Source organism: Paenibacillus sp. LjRoot153 (assembly GCF_964253085.1).
Classification (GTDB): domain Bacteria; phylum Bacillota; class Bacilli; order Paenibacillales; family NBRC-103111; genus Paenibacillus_E.
In genome coordinates this window covers 6,405,631-6,432,192 of the sequence record NZ_CAXUQH020000001.1, presented here as the reverse complement: position 1 = coordinate 6,432,192, position 26,562 = coordinate 6,405,631, and the positions used below count along the sequence as shown (strand labels likewise).

Below are 26,562 nucleotides of genomic sequence, written 5' to 3'. Positions count from 1 at the left end.
AATGGAATTTAATTAGTGGAGGGAACATGAAAAACGCATTAATTACTGGTGTTACTGGACAAGATGGATCCTATTTAGCAGAGTTTTTACTTAAAAAGGGCTACAAAGTGTACGCTTTAAGACGACGTACTAGTACTCCAAATTATATTAATGTAGAACAAATTAAAGATGATATTGAGTGGATAGATGGTGATTTAACGGATCTAGCTTCTTTAGTGCATGCAGTAACCATTTCAAAACCTGATGAGGTCTATAATTTAGCAGCTCAATCGTTTGTAGCAACATCTTGGCCACAACCTTTAGCAACGGGACAAATTACAGGCCTTGGTGTAACCAATATGCTAGAAGCAGTACGTATAATCAAACCCAATGCGCGATTTTATCAGGCCTCTAGCAGTGAAATGTTTGGGAAAGTTGTTGAAGTACCTCAACGAGAAACAACTCCTTTTTATCCTCGTAGTCCCTATGGTGTAGCTAAGGTATATGGTCATTGGATTACAGTAAACTATCGAGAAAGTTTTAACATGTTTGCTTGCTCAGGGATATTGTTTAATCATGAATCTCCGCGTAGGGGGCTTGAGTTTGTTACACGCAAAGTATCCGATGCAGTGGCTAGAATAAAATTAGGGATTCAAAAAGAGTTGCGAATGGGGAATCTGGATGCAAAACGAGATTGGGGGTTTGCTGGTGATTATGTAAAGGCAATGTGGTTAATGCTACAGCAAGAAGTTCCAGATGATTACGTAATTTCAACTGGAGAAACACATACAGTAAGAAGATTATTAGAGATTGCATTCTCTTATGTCGGATTAAATTATGAAGACCATGTTGTAATTGATCCTAAATTTGCTAGACCTGCAGAAGTTGATTTGCTCTTAGGAGATTGTAAAAAAGCCAAGGATAAACTTGGTTGGGAGTTAGAAGTGACTTTTGAAGGTCTAGTCAAGATGATGGTTGATGCAGATATAAAAAGAGTTAAGGCAGAAATGGAAAGTAATAATATAATTTTAAGAGATTTCTAAAAAAAGGTACTTAAGATGGAGTCTACTCGATAATGGGTAAAAGTTCTTTAGGATCAAAAGTTATTGCTGCTTCCAAATGGTCGATGCTATCAGAACTAGGAACCAAAGCATTTACCCCTCTAATTTTTGTAATACTTGCTAGGATACTAACACCTGAGGACTATGGGGTTGTGTCAATTGCTGCGATGGTAATAACTTTTTCTCAAATTTTTTGGGATACTGGTTTTAGTCGTATAATAATACAGTATAAGTCTGAGGAAGGAATTGATAAAATTGCTAATGTGATATTTTGGGTGAATATCATATTAGGGATTGTTATCTATATTTTTATCTTTTTTTCAGCCGATTTATTTTCTCAATGGTTTCATGATTATAGGATAAAAGATGTACTTCGTATGCAAGGTATTCAAGTGGTATTTTCTTCGTTTAGTTCTATACAAAGTGCAATATTTCAACGTGAGTTTAATTATAAACCATTAACTATTATTCGAATTGTAAGTATAATTATTCCTGGTATAGTCTCACTCTCTTTATCATTGTTTGGTATGGGATACTGGTCTCTAGTTTATGGAACTTTAGTGGGTTCGGTATTACAAAGTATTATCATGTGGAACTTGAGTTCTTGGAAGCCAAAGTTAAGGTTTGAAACGAAATTGTTAAAGCATTTGACTAATTATGGAATTTGGATAACGTTAGAAGGACTGTTAACCTGGTTTTTTTCTTGGATTGATTCTTTTGTCGTAGGTACTTATTTTAATACTCATGATTTGGGTGTATATCGTACTGGAAATACTTTTGTATCAATGATTTTTGGACTTCTTTTAAGTCCGATTTTACCAGTGTTATTTAGTATGTTTTCACGCTTACAAGATAATCCAGAAGAATTTAAAGAAAAATTGCATAAAGTTAGCAAATTTGCCTCTCTGATTTCAATTCCAATAGGTGCAGGATTATTTTTAACTGCGGATAATATATCATTTGTTGTTTTTGGTGAAAATTGGACTGGTGTTTCCCAAGTAATTGCGTTCTTGGGTTTAGCAAACGGAATATCATGGATTGTAGGAGCGAATGAAGAAGCATATAGGGCCATAGGCCGAGCAGATATTAATACTAAACTTATGATTTTTCGTATAATTTTGTATTTACCTACTCTCTTTTTGATTCAAGATTACGGAATGCAAGCCGTTTTATGGACTCGTATTTTTATTGTACTATTAGTAATCCCAATTAATATAGTTCTTGGTAAACGATATTTTGACATTGATTTAAAACCAGTAGTTAGAAATATTAGTTGGATAGTTATTTCTACTTTAGGTATGGTAATTTTACTTACTCTAATAAAAAATGGGCTCTTTTTATCTGGTTTATCTACACTAATAATATTAGTCGTTTGCGGTGCTAGTTGTTTCATTATGTTACTTGCAGTTAAAGAGAAATCATTTATAAAAGAATGTATAAATTTATTGATTAGGAAGACATAAATATGTAGTTAATTAAGCTTAGATATTATGCCGTTTATATGCTTATGCAATAAACGGCATATGTTATTATCTCAAGAGTATATATGAATAATTAAAATGAAAATAAATGTTAAACCTCAAAATTCCTTTTATCAATATGAGATCATTATTCTAGATGGTTAGGGGTTATAATGAAAAAAATTATTAAGAGGTATTTACCAATAAATTTAACAAGAATACTGATGAAATATGTTAAAAAATATTATTTATTCCAAAATATTAATCTCGATGAAACTTTATTAAATCAGAAGAGGGTTTTGATTTCCTATATAACAGATCCAATTAGTAGAGATCAAAATACTTGGTATACACACACAAATATTGCGGAATGTTCACAGATTATCCGTTGTTTTATTGAAATGGACTATATAATAGATTTGATCCATTGCGAAGATCATAAGGGTCTGAATTCAATTATTAATCGGAAATACGATGTTGTATTTGGTTTAGGAAGACCCTTCTATGAAATATCTAAACAAAATCTAGATGCAAAAAAAATTATATACCTCACAGAGTCACACCCTGAATTTTCTTTAAAACAAGAAACAGAAAGAATGGATTACTATTATGAGCGAAATAAAAAAAGATTAAAACATGTAAGATCAAATGCATATTTAAAGAACGATTACATTAATATTGCAGATATAGGGATATTAATTGGAAATAAATTTACATTACAAACATATCGTCAATTTAATTATACAAAAGATATTTTTACTATTACACCTACAGGAATGAGAAATAGAAAATATATTAATGGGGAAAGAAATTATAACTCTACCAAAAAAAATTTTCTATGGTTTGGATCAAGTGGTGCAATACACAAGGGGCTTGATGTTATAGTTGAAGCTTTTAGAGAGATTCCTGATTGCAATTTGTATATTGGCGGATTGCATGAAAATGAGAAGAGATTCATTAATTTAAAAGGTCATAACATCATAGATTTAGGATTTGTTAATATTCAGTCAGATGCTTTTTTAGAACTGATTAATACATGTAGTTTTGTGATATTACCCTCATGCTCTGAAGGTATGGCTACTTCAGTATTAACTTGTATGAATCATGGATTAATACCGATTATTACCAAAGAAACTGGAATTGATCTAATCGACAGTGGATTTTATCTTCATGATTATAGAGTAGAATACTTAAAGGATTTTATTAAGGATTGTTCTAGATTACCAGATGAAATAATAGCTGATGAGCATGTTAAAGTTTATAACTACGCGAAAGACATATTTAATATATCCAATTATTCCAAGCAATTAAAGAAGACACTACAAGATGTACTTCATATTAAAGGATGAGAAACAATGAAAATACTACATTTATCCACTAGTTTTTCAACTCAGAGTGCAGGATATCGTTTACATCAAGGACTAAGATCTATCGGGATAAATTCTAATGTCCTAGTTGGAGCTCGTTCAGTAGATGAACCAACGGTAATAAAACCAAATTCAATTGAGAGAGTTATTGCTTATACTTCGTCTGAAATAGATAAGTTATTAGTAAATATTTATTCTAAACGAAGAAACACTCCATTTTCTGCATCCGTGTTATCCAATAATATTAATAAAAAAATATTTAAACTTAATCCATCGTTAATACATCTACACTGGATTAATGGTGGATTTATTCGAATCGAGCAACTTGAAAAAATAAAAAAGCCCATGTTATGGACACTTCACGATAGTTGGGGCTTTACTGGTGGATGTCATATACCATTCGATTGTAATAGATATCAGACTGGTTGTGGTAAATGTCCCGCTTTGCAGAGCAATAATAACAAGGATTTATCAAGCTGGATATTAAAGAGAAAAATACAATCATGGCAAAGTTTGAATTTGACTCTAGTTACACCAAGTCACTGGTTAGCAAATGCTGCGAGTTCAAGTTTAATATTTAAAGACTTTAGGGTTGAGGTTATACCAAATGGAATTAACACAGATGTCTTCAAACCAATCGATAAGAAACTTGCTCGTAATATTCTCGGACTGTCTGAAAATAAGAAGTATATTTTATTTGGTGCTGTAAATAGCACTAGCGATTATAATAAAGGGTTCCATTTGTTGCAACCTGCTCTTCAATATATTAAGAGCCATGGGCATTATAATGATCTAGAATTAATTGTGTTCGGTTCTAATGAGCCCGCATCAGCTCCAGATTTGGGACTTAAGACAAATTATGTAGGAATGCTTAATGATGCCATTAGCCTTTTAGTTCTTTACAACGCAGCGGATGTTTTTGTTGCTCCATCTTTACAGGAAAATTTTCCGAATACAATACTAGAATCTTTATCATGTGGTACTCCAGCAGTTGCTTTCAAAATTGGTGGTATACCAGATCTAATAGATCATCAAAAAAATGGATTTCTTGCTAAGCCATTTGACAGTGAAGATCTGGCTAATGGAATTATGTGGGTATTGGACGATATTTCGCAATATAAGCAATTATCTATCCAATCAAGAAAAAAAGTAGAATCAAACTTTTCACTAGATATTGTTGCAAATAAATATGGTTTCTTATATAACGAGTTAATATCTCAATAATAAATAGACGATTGAAGGTGTATTTTAATTATGTTGATTGAAAACTTACCAAAGGTAAGTATTATAACCGTAAGTTTTAATAGTAAGGAAACAATAGAAGATACAATTAATAGTGTATTAACTCAAACATACACAAATATAGAGTATATTATTATTGATGGTAACTCAACAGATGGAACAGTGGATATTATCAAGAAATATCAAAGTTATATAACTAGGTGGATTAGTGAACCTGATAATGGGATCTATGATGCTTTTAATAAAGGAATAAGTATGGCTACTGGAGAGATTATAGGAATCGTAAATTCAGATGATTATCTTGAATCTTATGCATTAGATGACGTGGTTAAAATATATTTAAAGTCCCCTGAGGTTGATGTAATACATGGTAACATGAGGATAGTGAATGATTTCTCTAATAAAATGTTTATTACATCTCCCAGGTCTAACTTGGTTAAAGAGAGATTTATAACTATGCCAGTATGTCACCCAGCAACTTTTATAACAAAAAAGTGTTATTTAGAAGAGGGGTTATACAATAAATACTATAAAATATCAAGCGATTATGAGTTCATTCTAAGACTAATTAAAAAAAATAAAAAGTTCATTTATGTTGATAAAGTACTGACAAATATGAGAGAAGGCGGAGCATCAGCAAATTATGTAAAAGGGTTTAAAGAAGCAAAGAAAATAAAAGAAGAATTTGGTTGTGGCAAAATTTCTGCTTTATATTATTTTGTTAGTTCATGTGTAAAGAAATCAATTGGTGATCAGTTATTGAAATACGGGTTGTTTAGAAAGTGGTACGAAAAATATAAAGTCCCAGTAGCAGATTAAATTAGGAAAGGAATCAATTATTAATATGAATACTTTGAAGGTTTTACACATTTTCCCTGTTTTAGATATTGGAGGAACAGAAAAAGTAATATTAAATATATCTAGTTATCTAATCGACGAACTAAAGTGTGAAGTTGCAATTTGTACAACTACCGGACGTAGAAAAGATCTTTTTGAAAGTAAAGGAGTGAATATATATAATATCCCCAAATTTACAAATAAACTTTATATAATGAGTAATTTAAGAGAAATATATAAATGTATAAAATCATTTAGACCAGATATTATACATACACATTCCTTATATTCACTGATATTAGTATATATTTTAAAAAAACAAACCAAATTTTCATACCCCATTGTCCATACGGGACACGGAGGACCAAATAGGAATTATGATAAATTAGCCGCAAAATTTTGTTCCCTACCAAACAGATATATAGCGTTAACCGAACAATCACGTTCTTACTTGGAGAATGCTTCTAAACATTCTAACGTTGTATTAATTGGAAATGGAGTTGAGGAACCTCCAGATGATGAAGTTTGCTTTATTCCGGAAGGGAATAGTTCTCGATTAGAATTAGCTTTTATCGGAAGATTAACTCAACAAAAGGGTGTTCCTATATTAATCCAATCTATAGAACAATTAGTTACTAAAGGTATAGATGTTAATCTTCAGATAATAGGCGATGGAGAACTTAGAGATACATTAGAAAAAACCGTTATATCTAAGAATTTAGAAAAAAATATATTTTTCAGGGGATTTCAAAAAGACCCTTGGAAAGTAGTTTCTAAAATACCTATTATAGTGATGCCTTCACTGTGGGAACAAGGTGCTTTAGTTGCAATGGAAGCAATCGTAAGGAACCATACGTTAATAGCTTCAAATATTCTCGGTGTGAATCATGTTATAGAACCAAATCAGAATGGGTACATGTTTAATGCAGAAAATGTAGAACAATTAGTAAATATTTTACTTGATATATATTCATCGAAACTTCCTCTTATCTCGCTTAATAAGGAGGAACGAACAAAGTATTTGTTTACCAAAAGTACAGCTCCTAAGTTGTTAAATTTATATAGAGAACTCATTGATTAGTGAAAGAATAAGGTGATTTAAATAATGAACAGTCGATTCGAACAATTAGATTCTTTAAGAGGCTTATCAGCTTTAACTGTTGTATTTGGTCACTTATTAGCGGTATTACCTATTATGTTATTGGATACTGGAAAAGAAAAAAAATTATTTTTTATAAATATTTTGAAGTATTCACCACTTCATACTTTATGGTCGGGGCATGAAGCTGTTTTACTTTTCTTTATTTTGAGTGGATTTGTCTTATCACTTCCATATTTTAATGGTATTAAAACTAGTTATTTAAATTATTTAATTAAAAGGTTTTTTAGAATCTATTCTCCTTATTTTTTTGCTCTAATAGTTGGGATCCTTTGTAGAGATCTTTTTAAAAGAAGTGAAATTACAGATTTGAGTGATTGGTTCAATGGCCTATGGGGAACCTCTACAACTAATAAATTACTGTTTAATCACTTTTCACTTGTTTTCTTGGGTAAGTATGACAGTGATGCTTTTAATCCTGTAATTTGGTCACTAGTTCATGAAATGAGAATATCTTTAATTTTTCCTTTTCTTATGTTGTTTATATTAAGATTTAATTGGAAATATAGCTTACTAATCGGCCTCTCTTTATCTTTGATTAGTTTTACTTTTGAGTATTTATATCCTACAGAAAATAATAACATTCTATTAACTGTTCATTATACATTTATGTTTATTATAGGGGCATTACTTGCAAAACATAGGATGTATTTAGTAGAAACTCTATATAAATTAAAGCGAATTAAAAAGTGCGCTATATTATTGATGGGTTTACTATTATACAGTTTTCCCCATTTGCCTGTTTTACTATTAAGTAGCTCTCAAATTTATGTGAAAATCTGCACTAATAATTATTTTAACGAGTGGGTTGCATGCGCTGGAGCGGCCATATTCTTATTAATATCAATATCATCCAATATCGCAAAAACATTCCTAACATTTAAACCTATTATTTATTTAGGGAAAATATCTTATAGCACGTATCTGTACCATCTGATTATCTTGTTTACTCTTATCAATATTCTTTATGGTCGTTTGAATATCTTATTAATTTGGATTTTAACAATACTAATAACATGTATTATATCATCTTTTTCTTATTATTTAGTTGAAATTCCCTCTTCTAAGTTAAGTAAGAGGTTAATAAATGCATTAGAAAAACAATCTAAAGTAGTAGGACGTAAAGTTTAGTAATATTATGGAGGAATAATAATTGAGAGTACTTCACATTTTAGAATATGTAAAAGGTGGCATTTCGACCTATATGGATGAAGTACTTTCATACCAAGCCGAAAGTACAAATATCGAAGATGTTTATGTTTTGTTAAGTGAAAATTGTTCGGATAAGAATTTTAATATTAATCCTTTAAAAATTAAAACTTACCCATATGAGAGAAAAATTACTAGTATACCAAAAGCAATAATGAAGATTAATGAGCAAATTAAGCTAATTAATCCTGATGTAATACATGTTCATTGTTCATTTGCTGGTTTTTTCGTAAGAATACTATACTTTTTCAAAAGAAAGAAAATCAAGATAATTTACTGTCCCCATGGTTGGTCATTCTTAATGGATGTGCCAAAACCGAAAAAGTTATTATATTTATATATTGAAAGGTTTTTGGAAATAAAAACCGATATTATAATAAACATTTCAAAACACGAACAGGAAAATTCATTAAAACTTGGGTTATCTCCAGTTAAATCCGTAATAATTTATAATGGAGTTAAAAGAGAGACTTCTAATAATGATATTGATTTAATAGTAAATGAAGCAAAAATAAACCTTTTATTTGTTGGGAGATTCGACAAGCAAAAGGGGTTAGATATATTAATCGATATTTTTATTAAAAATAATTTTAATAATATAGACCTTTATTTAGCAGGTACTAGTGTTTTAAATAATACACAAGAGCTAGATTTACCAAAAAATGTATATCAACTTGGATGGATACCAAATAACTCCATTGATTCTTACTATAGGCGGTTTGATGCCGTAGTTATACCATCTAGGTGGGAGGGATTTGGTCTGGTTGCTATTGAAGCAATGAAAAATAAAAAATGTGTAATTGCGAGTAATAGAGGAGCTCTACCAGAATTAGTTATTGATAACTATAATGGATACAGTTTTAGTTTGGATAACACAATTGAGCTAGTTAAAATTATTGCAGGACTCGAAAAAGAGCAACTTAAAATACTAGGTGAAAATGGGTATAAATATTTTATTGAAAATTTTACTAGCGATAGAATGAATAAAGAGATCATAGCACAATATAATAAATTACAAAATAACACAAGGAGAATTTGATGAAAATTAAATTCGTTATTATTTTCTATTTAGCTTTAATTTGTTTGCCTTTTGATGAATTTCCATTTGGAGTTTATGGATTTGGTGTAAATAAACCATTGTCTTTATATATATTTCTATTATTTCTTATTTTAAATATCCCAGTGTTATTAAGATTAAGATACAAAAACACAGAGTTAATAATATTCTCGTGCATTCTTTTCCTTATAATATGTAGCTTTTATATTTCATATTTAAGATACAATTCCATAGATAATCAGTATAAAGTACTAAATGAATTTTTAGGAGGAGTAATTACATATCTGTCTTTTAAGGCTTATGCTGATATAAAGGATGAAAAAGCTCTATTAAAAATGTTTAAAATAATATTAGGATCTTATATCCTTGCGTCGATTTTTGGAATAATTGAATTTGTATATATTTATATCGCTAAAAGTGATGTAATAATAAGTTTTCTGCAATTGTTCCTTTCACCTCGATTTTATGGATATTTATATTCTGGACACCGGATTCAATTCTCTTTTGGAGAACCTTCATTTATTGGATTTCATCTGTTTTTAGTAGTTTTCCCGATAATTCTATTATTAAATTTTAAGGGATATAAGATAGGTAAGTTATTAAAATTTAATACTTGCATATTTTTATTGCTATCCTTTATAAGCCTATCTGGAAAGTTTATCTTAGATTTTTTAGTATTTATTCTTGCTTACATTTTTTTATATAAAGAAAGGTTGACAACAACAAAGTTTAAGTTGCTTGGTTTATTGTCTATAGTCACATTAATAGGTGGTTTCTATTTGCTAAACTATACAGATCTCTTTAGTAGGTTTCAAAATGGACTTTACGAAGATTCTTCGGGTAGAGTTAGAAGTGATCTATCTATAATTTCTTTAATAGCTATAAAGGATCATCAATTGATGGGGTATGGACTAGGTAATTTCTTGGATGCTTTTAAAAATAATATATCATATGTAGATGAAAGTTTTGGAGATAATTACGAATTGGTTACCGATTATTATCTTCAGAATTTTTATTTACATTGTTACAATATGTACGGAAGAATTTTAACCGAAACCGGAATTGTAGGGGTTTTTATCTTTATCTTAATATTCTTCAAATTAGCAAAATACTCAAAACATAATTTCAATAAATTTGTTTCTGTGTTGTTATTATACAATTTACTTCAAGTTGATACATTTTCATTTTTTCAATTGAGTTTCTGGATAGCACTTTTTCTATCACCTTCATTTTGGGAATTCTTGAATATGGAACGAAAAGGAGAACAGGAATTTGAAGCAGAAACAAAGGCATCATGAATTAGATAGTATTCGAGGTCTGGCAGCTCTAATTGTGTTTCTTTCGCATGCAGTAGGGATAATCCCATTAAATAATTCTCTAGATTTAATTAATCATAGTATTTTGCATGTTTTTTGGGATGGGACTGCTTCAGTTATTCTTTTTTTTGTTTTAAGCGGTTATTGCTTGGTACTCCCTTTTATCCGTAAGGAATTTAACTTTTCAGAAAATGTGATTTTTATTTTGAAAAGGATATTCAGAATATATCCAGCATACTGGGTAGTTATATTTATAACAATATTTTTGAAAAATCTTTTTTTTAATGTTAATGGTTTGAATACTTTATCAATGTGGATTAATTCCTTTTGGAATCAACCAGTTTATTTTACTGACATTTTTAAACATATTTTATTAATTGGTCCTTTAAACCCTAATTTATTAAATCCAGTAATTTGGTCGTTAGCTGTTGAAATGAAAATATCAATTATATTTCCTTTTATTGCATACTTAGTAACTAAAACTAGGACAGTATATGGATCACTATCTTTATTGCTAGTATCAATTATTATTTGTTATTCCCTCAAACAAATTAACTTTGTTAGCTTTATTCCTTTGTTTATACTAGGTGCTTTAATGGCAAAGTATTATGTGAATATTACTAATTATTTTCGCACCCTATCTAAATTTTCGCTCACTATCTTATTTTTTATTGGTTTAATCTTATATAGTGTTAGGTATTGTATACCGAATTTAAAAATGGATGATACAGTAATTAACTATCTCATTGGTATAGGATGTTCAATTTTCATTTACATTGGATTTAGTATTAATAAAATTTCTAATTTATTATCTAACAATATTTTTAGATTTATTGGTAATATATCTTACAGTTTTTATTTGATACATTTACCAATATTAATTAGTATTACATCTTTTCTTTATCAGTATAATCATTCTATAATTTTGTGCTGGGTTATTAGTCTTATAATGAGCTTGTTAATTGCATTTATTCTTTATAAATATATAGAATTACCATTTATTCAAATTGGTAGGACTATAGCAGATAGTTATACTGTGAAAGTTGCATTCATTAAGAAAATTAGACTGTTAAAGATATTTAAAAGTTAATAAATTATTATATTTTATTTCAAAGACTAAATAAGAGACATATATTTAATTAGTCTCATTTTTGAGTACAAACTAAACAGATTATTGAAGATATTTCTATAAATTTAATTTATTAAATAGAGGTTAAGGATGTGTATAAGAATGAAACTGATACTTTTATCAGGAGGATCAGGAAAGCGTTTATGGCCATTATCTAATGATGCTCGTTCTAAACAATTTTTAAAGGTTTTGGATAATAATGATGGCCACCAAGAATCAATGGTTCAACGTGTATGGAGACAACTAAAGTCGATGGATCTTATTAATTCATCAATTGTTACCACAAGTAAATCACAAGTAGATATGATTCAAAACCAATTAGGTTATAATGTTCCATTAATCGTAGAACCGCAAAGACGTGATACATTCCCTGCTATAGCTTTAGCATCGAGTTTTCTATATTCTGTACGAGGGGTAAGTCTAAATGAAATAGTCGCTGTATTACCTGTCGACCCCTATGTTGAAGATCCATTTTTTGAAAAAGTTAAACAGTTGGAGACCGCTCTGTTGTCTTCAAGTGCTGATTTAGCACTTATTGGCGTACAACCAACATATCCATCAGCTAAATATGGATATATTATTCCAGAAGAAATGTCGGAGCAAAATACGTCCTTTAAGGTTAATCACTTTATTGAAAAACCCACAGAAGATCATGCTAAATATTTAATAGATAATAACCAAGCTTTATGGAATTGTGGTGTATTTGCTTTTAAACTTAACTATATAATTTCTTTGCTCATTGAAAAGGGGTTGCCAACGCATTATGAAGAACTGCTTAAACAATACGACAGGTTGCCTAAAATAAGTTTTGATTATGAAGTTGCTGAAAAGACAAAGCATATTATAGCTGTACCGTATGAAGGCTATTGGAAGGATCTTGGTACTTGGAATACTTTAACTGAAGAGATGTCAACTAATATTATGGGAAAGGGCATCATTAGTAGTGATTCCAGAAATACGCATATTGTCAATGAATTAGATATACCTGTAACCGTTCTTGGGCTTTCTAATATAGTAATTGCAGCAAGTGCAGATGGAATTCTAGTAACTGAGAAGAGCGCTAGTCAAAGGATTAAAGAGGTACTTGGTGATTATGTTGAAAGGCCAATGTATGAGGAGAGACGTTGGGGGTGGTATAGAGTATTGGACTATACTCGTCATGATCAATGTCAAGAGGTACTAACCAAAAGAATATGTGTTCTTCAAGGGAAAAATTCAAGTTACCAGATTCATTACAAACGTAGTGAAGTATGGACGTTTACCAAGGGAGAAGGTGAAATTGTCATTAATGATAGAATTATTCCTGTTAAGGCAGGAGATGTTTGGCAGATCCCCGTTGGGGCTAAGCATGCAGTTCGTGCAATTACCGATCTTGAATTTATTGAAATTCAAAATGGAAGTGAATTGATCGAAGAAGATATTACCCGACTATTAATGACCTGGGAAGATATTCAAGATCAATGTTTAAGTAAATTATGAATATGTATGATGCGCTATATGAAAGAGCCATCACTGCAAAATGCCGAATGAATAGTTATCATATTAGAAGATAGCAGTGTTGGAATTAGTTATTGTTTCTGGAAAAGTAAAATAAATCGATCACAGTTTTTTAAATAAAGGGAATATGTATGAGTCTTAGGAGGAGTTAAGTCAGATGGCAATACTAGTAACTGGGGGAATTGGTTATATCGGTAGTCATACCTGTGTTGAATTGTTGAATAATGGTTATGAAGTTATAGTTATGGATAACCTCTCCAATGGTAATATTATATCCTTGCATCGAATTCATGAATTGACTGGTAACCAAATAAAATTTTATAATGTAGATTTACTCAATAGGGATAGACTTGAAGATATTTTTTTAGAAAACAAGATTGATGTGGTTGTCCATTTTGCTGGTTATAAGGCGGTCGGCGAGTCGGTTGAGATGCCCCTCTGTTATTATCATAACAATGTTACTGGAACACTTATTCTCTGCCAGGTAATGCAAAAGTTCAATGTGAAGAGGATGGTATTCAGTTCTTCAGCAACAGTGTATAGTGTTAGGGGAGACGAGCCAATCTGTGAGGAGTTTCATCTCGGGGCCACTAATCCATATGGGCGTTCTAAATTGATGGTCGAAGAAATCTTTCGTGATCTTTATGCATCAGATAACAATTGGAGTATTTGCTTATTACGATATTTTAATCCGATTGGTGCTCATCCAAGTGGTCGCATCGGAGAAGACCCAAATGGTATACCTAATAATTTAATGCCTTATATTACCCAAGTAGCTGTTGGCAAGTTAAAGGAGCTTCGGGTCTTTGGTAATGATTATCCGACCCCAGATGGGACAGGAGTAAGAGATTACATCCATGTAGTTGACCTTGCGCTAGGGCATTTAAAGGCAATAGAAAAGGTTAAGTCTACCATTGGCGTTGAGGCCTATAACCTTGGTACGGGTAGGGGATATAGTGTATTAGAAATGGTTCAAGCTTTTGAAAAAGTGTCAGCTAAGAAGATTGCTTATAATATTATAGGTCGTAGGCCAGGTGATGTTGCAGTATGTTATGCTGATCCATCTAAGGCAAAAAGAGAATTAGGTTGGGTTGCGGAGAGAGGAATCGAAGAGATGTGTTCTGATGCATGGCGTTGGCAACTAAATAATCCTAACGGTTATATTGAAGAACCACCTGCTATTATTAAAGTTTAAGGTTTGTGGATAATTTAATATTTCCCGTGAAAATGCGATTCCGAAATGGCAGGTTGGAAACAAAGCCATACTCGAACGTGTTGGATAACTCATAATCGATGACCTTGCGATTGCCTGTCCATGATGTTGAATAGGTACATATAACCTTTACCTATCTGATATAACTGATGTCGATACCCCACACGTGTTTAGGACGATCGATAACGAGTCCTCGTATCAGGTAAGGACGAAAGTGGGTGGCATGCAGGCGATTACTCTAGTGTTGCTTTTGATAGATAGTATCCAGACCCATTAATTCTATAAGACGCCTCACACAATTCCGGGGTTTACCCATAGGCCCTGAACTTGAAGTGACTTTGTCATTCATCGGTAGCCGAAAAAAAGGGTGCTTCATAGATTGCCTTGATTCGGTTCATCAACTGTACATTTTCTTAAGTTGGGATGTCTCATCAGGGAGAGACACACTAGTACCATACCGTAGCGTCAGTAGTTCTGATTGCTGCTTGATACTAACGATGGATGATTACTTCACCAAACCTACGTTTGTTGGGACATCGTTTTATTAATATCCAATCCCGTAAGTTCAGATAGACGCATTCAAAGTATTTAGAAATAGCGAGATAATTGTGCTGGTTATTTATTTATTTATTTATTTATTTATTTATTTATTTATTGACTTTTGTACTACGTCAATATATTTAAAACACTCTTCTACTGTTAACTAAATAGGAAGCTTTTTTCAAGTTTTGGCTTATTTAAGTGGGTAGTTGGATTTTCTTGTACTGGTCATACACCTGTAAAGTAGACAGAAGAATAAAGCTACGCAGCCAGTGCGTACCGATACTCAAACGGTGTGGTTTTTTCAGTTTGGATTGAAACCGTTGGTAGTTTTAACAGTAAATATAATCTTACATGGTTTGATGTATGTCAGTTCCTGATTTACATTGGAGTAGATACAACTTCTCTGTCTTGAGGACGCAAAAAATGGATTCGATGTATGCGTTATCTAGGCAGGTGGGTTTGCGAGAGTAGCTGCCTTTAACGCCGGGTGCTTCTAATCGCGTGTTGTACGCCTGAGAAGTATACTGTAAGCCTTGATCTGAATGGAGAACAGCTCCCGCTACATATCTATTTTTCTTTTCCACTGTTCAACAGTATCAACACAAGTTCCAACGCTTCATTTGAATAATCGACTGCATTCCTAGTTCCTTCATGAGCCGCCATGCTTTCATGTGATTGACGAGATGACCCCCTCTCTAATTCAGTCACCATTCGTATATACCCAAAGTAGGGATGCGGAAAATGGATAGACATCATGTGCTTTTTCAACTCATGATCAAGATCTTGTTTAGAAGCACGCTTAGGCTTGCCATTTGTAGTAAGTGGCTCTAGGAATACCTGCAATGGCTAAACAAACTTGTAATGCCGTGCAAAAGACGTAGCTCCTCGACTATTTCATAATTATCTCGCTGACTCGGGGCTTATCCTTTGTTAGATGTGGATACCGCTTTTTTAAGTAATCTACCTGTGCTTTCAGGAAATCCCGTTCTTCCTCTTCCTCTTTTTCTTCTGTTTTGAAGATCCTGCGAGGACGTCCTATATGAGGTGTGGTAGTCTTCTCTGATCGTACCTTAAAAGTCTCTCCGTGTAGCCATTTCTTCACGCATACCTTCGATTGAGTAATGTTCTAATGTCTAACTTTTCAGCTCTCTTTTTATAACTGGATGATCTCTTCTTGCACTCCTGAACGGCAGCTAACTTAAATTACTCTATATACTGATTAAATATTTGCCCTTTTTAGCCATTGAAAAATCCCCTCCAAGTTGTACTCGTTTCATTATTGTACCAAAAGTTTTTTCTGAGTGTCTATTTAAGGGGGATAATAATACCAACTTTTTTCGAATAAAAGGAAGCCGAATTTCTGAATAGCCCTGCGGAATCAGTCCTCAATGATGGACTTGTCCATGACGGGGGAGAACTTACTATGCGGCACAAAACGCGTAGCATCATCCACGAAAAAGTAACCAGAAACACTTGCTTCATCGCTCCACCTGTGGCGGTGGGCAAATACGGGACGAACTTGATGTTCGAATGCAACAACCGATTATGATAGCGATGCTGAAACCTCCCTGCAGCCACATCCTACTCTGCATACTTACGTATATGGCGACTGCTGTAACTGCGCTGTGTGAGTTTTTATGCGGCGTGTTGCGCTTTTAATCTCACCTGGTGCAATGCTGCTTTCCCATTCCAGTAAATGATTAGAGCCACACTGCGACCTGGCACAATTCGACATAGCAGAATAGCTTGCTTCATAAGAGGTCCTGCAATAACGGCGTCAGTTGTTTGTTTTCCCTTGCTCATGGGCTTCAATACATGGAAGCCCTCGCTCTAAATAGTGGCTTAGCGTCCTCCCCGATAGGCTTGTTTGCTATCAAATCTGTACTTTTAGCGCTTTGCTGGCGGGATTTTGCCATTCTGGCAGTAGTGGTGACAACAACTGCACATGCCGTGCGGCGATCTTTTCCGCCTTCTGCTTATCTTTCATTTGTTCCCATCTCGCTTTGCTAGACTACGAACTGAGTCTACCAAAAGCATCTGTGAACAAGAATGCAGAACGGGTATACAGCTATAAATTCAAAGTTGTTAAAATTAAGAAATTTAAATTTGTAGACAATAACCGACTGTATTTTCGTCTCAATTAATGCATAATGTCTTTATTGGCTATGATTATGATTGTCCAGTTCACTTCTGAGAATAGATTAACCTAATAGATAATCGTTGTTTCTCGCCTTGAAGGCGAACATTTCCAAAATGTATATGTTTAGTTTCAGTTCATGGTACTACATGTAATTCCAAGACTGTGTCAAAAAAGAGGTGATACTATTGTCGGATAGCATGAATAATAATGAAAATAATCGTATTTTTATGTTTAAAGGATGTTTATGGGGAATACTGATTACCGTCCCTTGCTGGATATTAGTGATCTATTTATTTATCAAGTTTTTGTAAGCGCTCTTATATAGTTAGACAAAAGCCTTTGTAGGTGGTGATGGCATTGCACATTCTTCTGATTATTTATTATTGTCTTATAGATTCAGCGGGGGCTGTAATCGCATTATTGCTTTACTCTTTATTTCAAAACGTTATCAAGTCTGTACAAAATCCAGCTTCTTAAAAATAATACCTTTGACCGTTGCAGTAATATTTGTATTTGCTAATATATTACTATATATGAAATCACATAAATCGGACTATAAAGGCAAAACTGGTGAAAATCAGTGACGCAAAGCTATAGGGACTAAGGTGGTTCAATCCAGTATGTCAGCCAGCTTCCGAATCATCGTGCCTCCGCCGTGGGTTTATGTGAAATCGAGGAGGAATTAGAATGGATAAGTATTGGCATTCTTTCTGGTTGCGGTTTAATGAAGTGATCTTGGATAGTTGTATCTATGATATTGAGCGAACGAAGATTTTTGATAAAATTAGTTATCACCGAACGAAACTACATACATAAGCGAAAGCACCTAGACAGGTGCTTTTTTCTTTTGAAAGAAGAGGGAATTTATAGCGATTCGTGAATAATTGACCCTAGTAGGCCTTCATATATCCATTTCTCGCGACCGAATGTCGTTCCATTCGTTCGTTAATGGTTGGAAATATACGACTCACTTAGTCCATCCATTTCCCCCCAGAACCGCTCATCCAGTTCGCTTCCCGGTCTACTCGACCTTTCAGTATGCCATAAGAAAGCGAGAAACGTCATAATAACACAAAATATGCAATATACAGAAAGCTGTATAATTTGGTAATATAGGCGTTAGGTCCTATCAATCACGAATAAACAAAAGAAAGGAGAATTAAAAACGAATATTATTCGACAAAAAAGAAGTTTTTCCATTATACTTGCGTTCCTGTTGTTGCTTTCCAGCTTTGGTTTGGGCAATCTTTCATTTTTTATTCCAGTGGCATCCGCTTCGACGAATGTGAAGGCGATGGTATCCGGCGGATATAACCATGCACTAGCTTTGAAGTCGGACGGCACGGTTTGGGCCTGGGGTGACAATACGAACGGACAATTGGGCGACGGTACCTCGGAAGGGCAACAGCCCAGCCCGAGGCAGGTGAAGTATAGTAATGATGAACCATTAACCGACTTTATCAAAGTAGTCGCAGGTGAAAATCATTCTATGGCTTTGAGAAGCGATGGCACATTGTGGGAATGGGGTGACTGGGTCCGGTCTGACAACAATGTGGAAGATATTCTCTCCCCGCGGCAAGTGACACTCCCTAATTCAGTGAAGGACATGGCAACAGGCGGGTTCTTCTGCTTGGCTTTATTAGAAGACGGAACCGTTTGGGGCTGGGGCCAAAATAATTGGGGGCAACTGGCTGCTGGCGCTAGCGGCGTAGCTGAAACATTTTATAATACGCCAGTGCAAGTGGTAGGTCCCTATGGAATAGGTTATCTTACCGATGTCGTAAAGCTTATTTCATCCGATAGTTTTGCAGCTGCCTTAACTGGGGACGGTAGGTTATACGGATGGGGGAATAATTACTCGAATCCTTTGGCATTAGCTAGCTACACCGAGAACGATTGGATGGTCAGTGTACCAACCCTAATTACGGCTTTCCCCGAACCTGTTGTCGATTTAGATTCTGGCGCTTACGGACTTGGAGCGGTACTTAAGAGCGGCAAGGTATGGGCGACTGCGCTCCCTTTCGTTAGTAATAGCCAAGTGTTTACCGGGGATACCTATTATTCAATCCCACCTGTTACGGATGCTAAACAAGTCGTTATGGGCGGCAATTCGATAGCTGCGTTAACGGCTTCTGGAAAGGTTTGGACCAAAGGAGTCAACGGTACGGATGATTACTCCTGGTCGACTTTTATTCTGGGAAATCCGGATGTTGGCTATCAAAGTGATCAAGCACAAGTAAAGGGGCCGAACGGGGAAGGGTATCTTACCGATGCCATGTATCTCAGTGGAGGAAACAACACGGCGTATGTGATCCGAAAAGACGGAACGCTGTGGAGTTGGGGCAGCAATCAAAATGGACAATTAGGAATAGGCACCCCGGGAGAAGGTGAATCGGCTAACGCTAGTAAGGTTCCTGTTGCCGTAACTGTCGAGGGAGCTCCGTTTCAACTGGCTCCATCCGCGGACGCAAGCCTCAGGACTTTATCACTGAACGGCGAGGCTTTAAGTGGCTTTATGCCTGATATAAAGCAGTATGAGGTGAATGCCGATTCCGGAACAGCTTCGGTGACGATTATTGCTGAGCCTTCGGATCTGGCTTCTGTTGTTTCGGTCAATCATGCTCCAGTCGGCGGCGACGGCTCTGCTACGGTTGCTTTGCAAGCAGGATCGAATGTGGTAGGGATTGAGATCACGGCTCCCGATGGGGTTTCCAAAGAATTGTACAGTGTGAAGTTACATGTAGGCTCCGGCGCGGATATTCCGACTAATGACTGGGAAATTCGGCTTGACGACGATAATTCTGCGATGACGCAGTCTGTGAATCTCCCCGATGGGGGTAGTATTGGGATTCAACGCTTACCAACGTCCGACTCGCAAATCATCCGCAGCAAGTATAATGGCGAGATATTGAAAGTTCTCCATTTCTCTAACCATAAGACGGTAGCAGTTTACCCGCTGTCGGACCTGAGCGGTAATTTTGCTCTCGTGAGCAACGTCTCGAACGGTATCGAACTTGTCCAGATGGATCCAGATTTGAATCTGCTGACACCGAGCACGGTTCTTGTTGTGGATGACGTAACATGGACTGGCAAAACAGCTTTGAAGGCTAAACCGTCATCTGACGGCGGGGTTATTATCATCGGTAAAGCGACGCAGGCATCGTCTGGATGGACTATGCCGTATATCGTGAAGCTGGATTCATCCTGGCACAAAGTGATGGAAACTGGATTCGTCGTTAGCGAAGACTTCCCGGACGTCATCAATGATGTCACGGAGGATGGAGCCGGAGGCTATGTCGTAACAGGGACATTATCCGTTGGAGCTGATTCGCCATCTTTGCTGGCAGTCCATTTGGCAAGTGATGGCACGATGGACAATGTGAAGTCTTTTCAGCGTGATGTAGTTCAAGAAGGACAAAGCATTGTTCATACAGGGGATGGCGGTTATGTGATCACCGGAACGTCCGCTTCCGACAGGGATAATACCATCCTGCCAGGTATATGGCTTTTGAAGCTCGATTCTTCCTTGAATTTGGTATGGGATACATACACAGAGAGCAATGGGCCTGCCTCTGTGAAATCTTTGATCCCCTTGGCGGAAGGCGGCTATGCAGCGGCGGGAATGCGCGACGGTATGTCCGGCATGACGGTATTCAGTAAGGATGGATACGAGATTTGGCATGTGTCCGATTCCGGTGGTAGAGAGTGGCTGCATGCAGCACGGACGTTGGATGGCGGTTATATGACTTCAGGATCCACACCGGACGGCAAAGCATTTTACAAAAAGTGGTCCGGTCCGAATCTGAGGTTGTCTTACATACAGGTCGGCTTCGAGGAGAAGACGGTTCCGGTGACGGTGGCCAATCCTCAAGTGGCTGATGTGATCAGCTTCGAAGTAGATGGCAGCAGTTCATCGGTGGCGGTCGTTCCATATTTGGAGAACCCCGATATGAAATTGACGGTTGAAGGTGCGGTACATGGCAGCGGAGACACGATTAACGTCGAATGGCCGGCTGGCACGACATCGAAGACGATTGGGTTGACAGTGCAAACGCCGGACGGCAGGTATGCTAGATCTTATTCGGTTGAATTGAAAGCCATCCCGATTAATAAGGATGCGTTGAAAACAGCTATCGACGAAGCCCAGTCTTTTCTGGATATGGCAGTAGGAGGTACGGAGGTCGGGCAATATCCCGTTAGTGTGATAGAAAGCCTCCATACCTTACTTCAAGACGCTAACATGGTTTATAGCGAAATCGGAAGCAGTCAAAGTTCAGTTGACAATGCGGCCTGGCAATTAAGTGAACAGCTGTCATATATGCCATATGAGCAAATTCCTTATGCCGAAAAGGTTGCGTTGGCTTCGTCGCTTTTGCAAGCTTCACAACTCCTAAAGCAAACTGTTCAGGGCACAGATCCCGGGAATACACCTCCTTCGGCGTTTGAATCGCTTCAAGCGGCGTATGATGTGGCGAAAGCTGTCATGATGAATGTCCGTGCGGGTCAAGAACTAGTAGATACTGAGTTTGGTAACTTACTGGATAGTATCGCAAGCTTTCAGAATGCTTCCATTCTCCCGTCACCCGCGTTCTTTGCGGATTTTGAGAACAATGATGGCGGCTTTCATACGGAAGGTGCGAATTCCACTTGGGCTTATGGGACACCGGATTACAGCAAAGGACCTGAGGGCGCGCATTCGGGGACAGCGGTTTGGGGGACGAACTTAACCGGCAATTATAATGATGAAGAGAACAGTTATCTCATCTCGGGCCCCATCGACGCATCCGGAAATAGCATTAAGAAGGTAGTCGTTTCCGCCTACGTGTGGGAACAAACAGAAAATAATTACGACTATAGCTACATCGATGTCAGCAAGGATGGCGGGCAATCCTGGCAAACCTTGCATGAGTTTACTGGCGGGAACCATTCTTATGAAGGTGAAGGTGAGGGTGAAGGGGAAGTTTACTATCCTCCGGTTTCAACCGATTGGAAGAAGCTTATCTTTGAATTGGACCCGAGCTACGCTGTACCGGATTTGCAGATCCGTTTTCATTTAACTACCGACGGATGGGTAAACGAACCTGGTATCTACGTGGATGATGTCGCAGTGTATGTCGTGAAAAAAGCACTTAAAACTGCGCTGCTTACGGCAGACAAGACACTCGCTGTCGCTCTAGAAGGCCAGCTTCCAGGGCAATACAGATACGGCGTTCGCAACATGCTGCAAAGCGCGTACGAAACCGCTCGGCAGGTTAACGAAGATCCGGCTGCCACCGAAGCCAAGCGTGAGACTCAGTTGAATAGGCTAGAACAAAGCCTACATATAGCCGAAGGGCTGAAGGTGAGTACTTCTTTGGGTGCTACCGTTCCAAACGGCAGCATTGTCTCATATGGCGGACAAAAGTGGATCATGCTGGATCATGATTCCGGCAAAATGATCTCATCCAATGAGATCGGTACTTCTCAGTGGAGCGAGGATGGATCCAATACTTTTAATCCTAATACAGAGGGTTCTCTTGCTTATCAGCTGAATCATTCCTTCTTGATGTCTCTTGAAAACTCAGATTGGGTCCAAGAGCATGCATGGGACGTAAGCGGCTTAGACGGCCGTATTTGGAACGGAACCGGTTCGGTATCCACCAAAGTGGGTCTGCTTTCCGCAAATGAATACTTGCAATACGGAACCGTCTATCCAGGCGGAAGTGGTATGCTTGATCATCTTAGAGATGTTTGGACATTGACACCTGCTACCTTTATTGGTACCGAGATTGGGACTACTGATCAGGGATTGTATCAAGTCAATGATTACGGCAATTTGAGTATTGCTGCTCCCAGAGCTTACAAACACATAAGGCCGGTCATTTATTTAAGGACAGACCTTGTACAGGCTGCAGGCAGTGGATCGGATGAAGATCCGTTTATGCTCACACCAGACACGGACGAGCACCAGATTTCCCTTACAACAGCTATATTGTCTGATTGGTTCCGTGGAATCAATCCAGGGATCGATTCCGTGACAAATGTGGTATATGCGGAGAGGTTAACATTGCCTCTCGAGGATGCTGCTGGTGTAGCAATTCAGTGGAGCTCGAATCAACCGAATGTTATTGATCCGTTGACAGGCGTAGTTAAGAAGCCTCTGCCTGGGCAGCCCGATACTGAAGTTGAATTATCGGCTGTCGTGAGCAAAAATATGTCGACCCGTAACGTGAGCTTCACGCTGGTGGTAAAAGGGAATCCAATCACTGAAGCCGAGATAGTGGCTGGAGACAAATCAGCGCTAACGTTGGCTTCGATCCTAGGAAGCAACGTGGATGAGAGTCAAGTTACGACGAATCTTTTCTTGCCAACGGCGGGTGCGCTCGGTTCCACAATTGAGTGGACGAGTGACAACACGGTGATCGCGCCGGATGGAACAGTGACTCGCGATACGTACACAGAAGGCGACCAGACGGTGCGATTAACAGCAACCGTAAGCAAGGGTACGGCCAGCGAATCGGTAGTCTTCACGCTTGTAGTAAAAGCGAACGCGATCTCGGAAGCTGAGATCGTGGCTGGAGACAAGATAGTGTTGACGCTGGCTTCGATCATAGGAAGCAACGCGGACGAAAGTCACGTAATGACGAACCTAGTACTGCCGACGACAGGAACGCTCGGTTCCGCCATCGCGTGGACGAGTAACAACGCAGCGATCGCACCGGATGGCACAGTCACCCGTGGCACGCACGCAGAAGGCGACCGGACGGTGCAATTGACCGCAACCTTAAGCAAGGGTACGGCAAGCGAATCGGTAGTCTTCACGCTTGTAGTAAAAGCGATCGCGATCTCGGAAGCTGAGATTGTGGCCGCAGACAAGTCGGCGCTGACGCTGGCTTCGATCCTAGGAAGCAACGTGGACGAAAGCAACATCACGACGAACCTAGTACTGCCGACGACAGGAACGCTCGGTTCCGCCATCAAGTGGACGAGTAACAACGCGGCGATCGCGCCGAACGGCACGGTGACTCGCGGCACGTACGCAGAAGGCGACCGGACGGTGCAATTGACCGCAACCTTAACCAAGGATACGGCAAGCGAATCGGTAATCTTCACGCTAGTGGTGAAGGCGAACGCGATCTCGGAAGCCGAGATTGTGGCAGCAGACAAGGAAACGTTGACGCTGGCTTCGATCATAGGAAGCAACGCGGACGCAAGTCACGTAATGACGAACCTAGTACTGCCGACGACAGGAACGCTCGGTTCCGCCATCGAGTGGACTAGTAACAACGCAGCGATCACACCTGACGGCAAAGTCACCCGTGGCTCGCATACAGAAGGCGACCGGACGGTGCAATTGACCGCAACCGTAAGCAAGGGAACGGCAAGCGAATCGGTAAGCTTCACACTAGTGGTGAAGGCGAACGCGATCTCGGAAGCCGAGATTGTGGCCGCAGACAAGGAAGCGCTGACGCTGGCTTCGATCCTAGGAAGCAACGCGGACGAAGGCCACGTCACGACGAACCTAGTACTGCCGACGACAGGAACGTTCGGTTCCGCCATCGTGTGGTCGAGTGACAACTCTGTGATCTCGCCGGATGGCACGGTCACTAGACCGACTACTGCAACCGGAAAAGCGATCGTAAATTTGACGGCAACCTTAACTAAGGGAAGCGCGGAGCTAAACGTCGTTTTTGAAATAACGGTACTAAGTAAGGATCCGATTCCGAATGGCACGCCTACTGTAGTCAACGCTGACGAACCGCTCATTTTCGCGGACGGCATAGTGATTGATTTGCAGGGCATAGTAGTACCTGCAGGTACTACAGTAACCGCTAATTCTGTGAGTCCGGTTTTAACTGGTACTTCGCTGCAGCAAGTTGGTCCTGTCGTCGAGTTCAGATTCCAGGGGATGCAGACCGGCCAGCTTGAGGCGCCGGTTAAACTACAGTTTCCTATCGCTCCAGGGACGGATTTATCGAAAGTCGGTATTTTTTATTTCGACGAGATGACGGGGAAATGGGAGTACCAACGGACGAATATAGATGCCAATGGCCATGTTTCGGCTTTTGTGACTCATTTTTCCACGTACGGCGTCTTTATAGCCGATCAAGCGTCAGCTCCCATTGCGAATCCAGCAAGCGGTTCGATATTGCAAGCAGGTATGTCTATTACACTAACGACAGCAACCGGCGGTGCGGAAATTCGCTATACGACCGACGGGTCTGAGCCTGCATCGGCAAGCACTCTGTACGATTCCGCTCACATACCAACTGCCAGTGCCGGAAACGGTCTGATTGTAAAAGCTATCGTGCAGAAGGACGGAATGATCGACAGTATTGTGCAAACCTTCACTTACACGATTTCGGCTCTAAGCGACAACGCCAAGCTGAGCGGCATACTGGCAAGCACAGACAGTTCATTCTCGAATTTGCTCGCTGTAACTCCAGACGGTTCGGCTGGAACCACCGTATATGCTGCTACAGTATCCAATGTTGTAGACTCGGTGTACGTAAATGCATTTGCGGAGCACTCTGGAGCGCATGTAAGCATATTGAAGGATGGACTTCCGGTAACGGTAAGCAACGCTGTTTACTTGAATGTTGGCGTGAATCCGATTCTTATATTGGTTACAGCTGAGAACGGGGATCGGCAAGAGTACACGTTGAACGTCAACAGGCTGGGCTCCGGCAACGCGGATATCAGTGGCATTCGATATGGAGATGAGCCGCTCCTGCAATCAGGCAATACATTTATGCTGAATGTGGGATGGGACATGGCAACCGTAAATGTTCTCGTGAGCTTATCGGATCCGACCGCTCAAATGACCGTTACGGGTGCGACCTACGACATGAATGTTATCCATATTCCAGATCTTAGTTTTGACGCAAGCCAGAACATATACCCGATTATCGTTACGGCGCAAGACGGAACGGCTAAAACGTACAGTCTCCAAATTGTGCGGAGCCCTGAGCCATCGAAGGACATTCTAGACACTAATCATGACGGCTTCATCTCTATCGATGACGTGTCTAAGCTGGTGCTCGAACAATTTGATGTCGACGGAAACGGTTTTGATTCGAACGACGTGATGTACTTACTTCGCCAAATTGAACCGAGGTTCGTGAAAATGAAGTAGGCTGTTCAATAAGAAAGGCTTCCCATCAGTCTGAACATGACTGTGGGAAGCCTTTTTGTAGTTCCTTGAGGACAGAATAAAATGATATTAAAACCGGGGAGGAGAATTCGTCAAATCATTGAGCTACTGGAGTGGGAGAACAAGGTTTCTCCGGGTACCTTAAAGCGCAGCAAGTTGCAGGATCATCCGCTAGAACGTGGTGTTATCATAACAAATTAGTACTTTAGACATCCCATCT

At 38.0% G+C, this 26,562-nt stretch carries 15 protein-coding genes and 1 riboswitch; of the genes, 14 read left to right on the top strand and 1 reads right to left on the bottom strand.

Annotated features, from left to right (window positions below):
• Positions 1-26 precede the first annotated feature (26 nt).
• The 12 genes from gmd (at position 27) to galE (ending at position 14,508) form a co-directional block, all read left to right on the top strand.
• Positions 27-1,022 carry a GDP-mannose 4,6-dehydratase gene (gene gmd / locus ACSQ8P_RS27715; RefSeq protein ID WP_436238144.1) on the top strand — a complete coding sequence of 332 codons (996 nt, stop codon included), beginning with the start codon at positions 27-29 and terminating at the stop codon, positions 1,020-1,022.
• Between the two features lie 32 nt (positions 1,023-1,054).
• On the top strand, positions 1,055-2,503 hold the full coding sequence (locus ACSQ8P_RS27710) for a lipopolysaccharide biosynthesis protein (protein WP_436238143.1): 1,449 nt from the start codon (positions 1,055-1,057) through the stop codon (positions 2,501-2,503).
• Between the two features lie 170 nt (positions 2,504-2,673).
• On the top strand, positions 2,674-3,849 hold the full coding sequence (locus ACSQ8P_RS27705) for a glycosyltransferase (RefSeq protein ID WP_436238142.1): 1,176 nt from the start codon (positions 2,674-2,676) through the stop codon (positions 3,847-3,849).
• 6 nt (positions 3,850-3,855) lie between these two features.
• A complete protein-coding gene (locus ACSQ8P_RS27700; protein ID WP_436238141.1) occupies positions 3,856-5,091 on the top strand; it encodes a glycosyltransferase family 4 protein in 1,236 nt (411 codons plus the stop codon).
• A gap of 30 nt (positions 5,092-5,121) precedes the next feature.
• A complete protein-coding gene (locus ACSQ8P_RS27695; RefSeq protein WP_436238140.1) occupies positions 5,122-5,928 on the top strand; it encodes a glycosyltransferase family 2 protein in 807 nt (268 codons plus the stop codon).
• A gap of 25 nt (positions 5,929-5,953) precedes the next feature.
• The gene (locus ACSQ8P_RS27690; RefSeq protein ID WP_436238139.1) at positions 5,954-7,027 is read left to right on the top strand and encodes a glycosyltransferase; all 1,074 of its coding nucleotides are present in this window, start codon (positions 5,954-5,956) and stop codon (positions 7,025-7,027) included.
• Positions 7,028-7,051: 24 nt separating this feature from the next.
• The gene (locus ACSQ8P_RS27685; protein WP_436238138.1) at positions 7,052-8,236 is read left to right on the top strand and encodes an acyltransferase family protein; all 1,185 of its coding nucleotides are present in this window, start codon (positions 7,052-7,054) and stop codon (positions 8,234-8,236) included.
• Positions 8,237-8,258: 22 nt separating this feature from the next.
• Entirely contained in the window at positions 8,259-9,353 is a 1,095-nt protein-coding gene (locus tag ACSQ8P_RS27680) for a glycosyltransferase (RefSeq protein WP_436238137.1), read from the top strand.
• The gene (locus ACSQ8P_RS27675) at positions 9,353-10,669 is read left to right on the top strand and encodes an O-antigen ligase family protein (protein WP_436238136.1); all 1,317 of its coding nucleotides are present in this window, start codon (positions 9,353-9,355) and stop codon (positions 10,667-10,669) included. The genes ACSQ8P_RS27680 and ACSQ8P_RS27675 overlap by 1 nt, the downstream gene beginning before the upstream one ends.
• Entirely contained in the window at positions 10,644-11,777 is a 1,134-nt protein-coding gene (locus ACSQ8P_RS27670) for an acyltransferase family protein (protein WP_436238135.1), read from the top strand. Before ACSQ8P_RS27675 ends, ACSQ8P_RS27670 begins: the two co-directional genes overlap by 26 nt.
• Before the next feature lie 141 nt (positions 11,778-11,918).
• Positions 11,919-13,295, top strand: coding sequence for a sugar phosphate nucleotidyltransferase (locus tag ACSQ8P_RS27665; RefSeq protein WP_436238134.1), 1,377 nt, complete (start codon positions 11,919-11,921; stop codon positions 13,293-13,295).
• Positions 13,296-13,470: 175 nt separating this feature from the next.
• Positions 13,471-14,508, top strand: a complete 1,038-nt coding sequence (gene galE / locus ACSQ8P_RS27660; protein ID WP_436238133.1) for a UDP-glucose 4-epimerase GalE — start codon at positions 13,471-13,473, stop codon at positions 14,506-14,508.
• Positions 14,509-16,704: 2,196 nt separating this feature from the next.
• On the opposite strand, the gene ACSQ8P_RS27655 is transcribed toward galE, so the two are convergent.
• Complete coding sequence (locus ACSQ8P_RS27655) at positions 16,705-16,872, bottom strand: hypothetical protein (RefSeq protein ID WP_436238132.1); 168 nt, start codon at positions 16,870-16,872, stop codon at positions 16,705-16,707.
• An 887-nt stretch (positions 16,873-17,759) separates the two neighbouring features.
• Positions 17,760-17,848, top strand: a riboswitch (cyclic di-GMP riboswitch).
• A 48-nt stretch (positions 17,849-17,896) separates the two neighbouring features.
• On the opposite strand from ACSQ8P_RS27655, the gene ACSQ8P_RS27650 reads away from it, so the two are divergent.
• Both ACSQ8P_RS27650 and ACSQ8P_RS27645 read left to right on the top strand, forming a co-directional pair.
• Positions 17,897-18,025: a hypothetical protein gene (locus ACSQ8P_RS27650; RefSeq protein ID WP_436238131.1), complete on the top strand. Its 129-nt coding sequence runs from the start codon at positions 17,897-17,899 to the stop codon at positions 18,023-18,025.
• A 403-nt stretch (positions 18,026-18,428) separates the two neighbouring features.
• Entirely contained in the window at positions 18,429-26,324 is a 7,896-nt protein-coding gene (locus ACSQ8P_RS27645; RefSeq protein WP_436238130.1) for an immunoglobulin-like domain-containing protein, read from the top strand.
• Positions 26,325-26,562 lie beyond the last annotated feature (238 nt).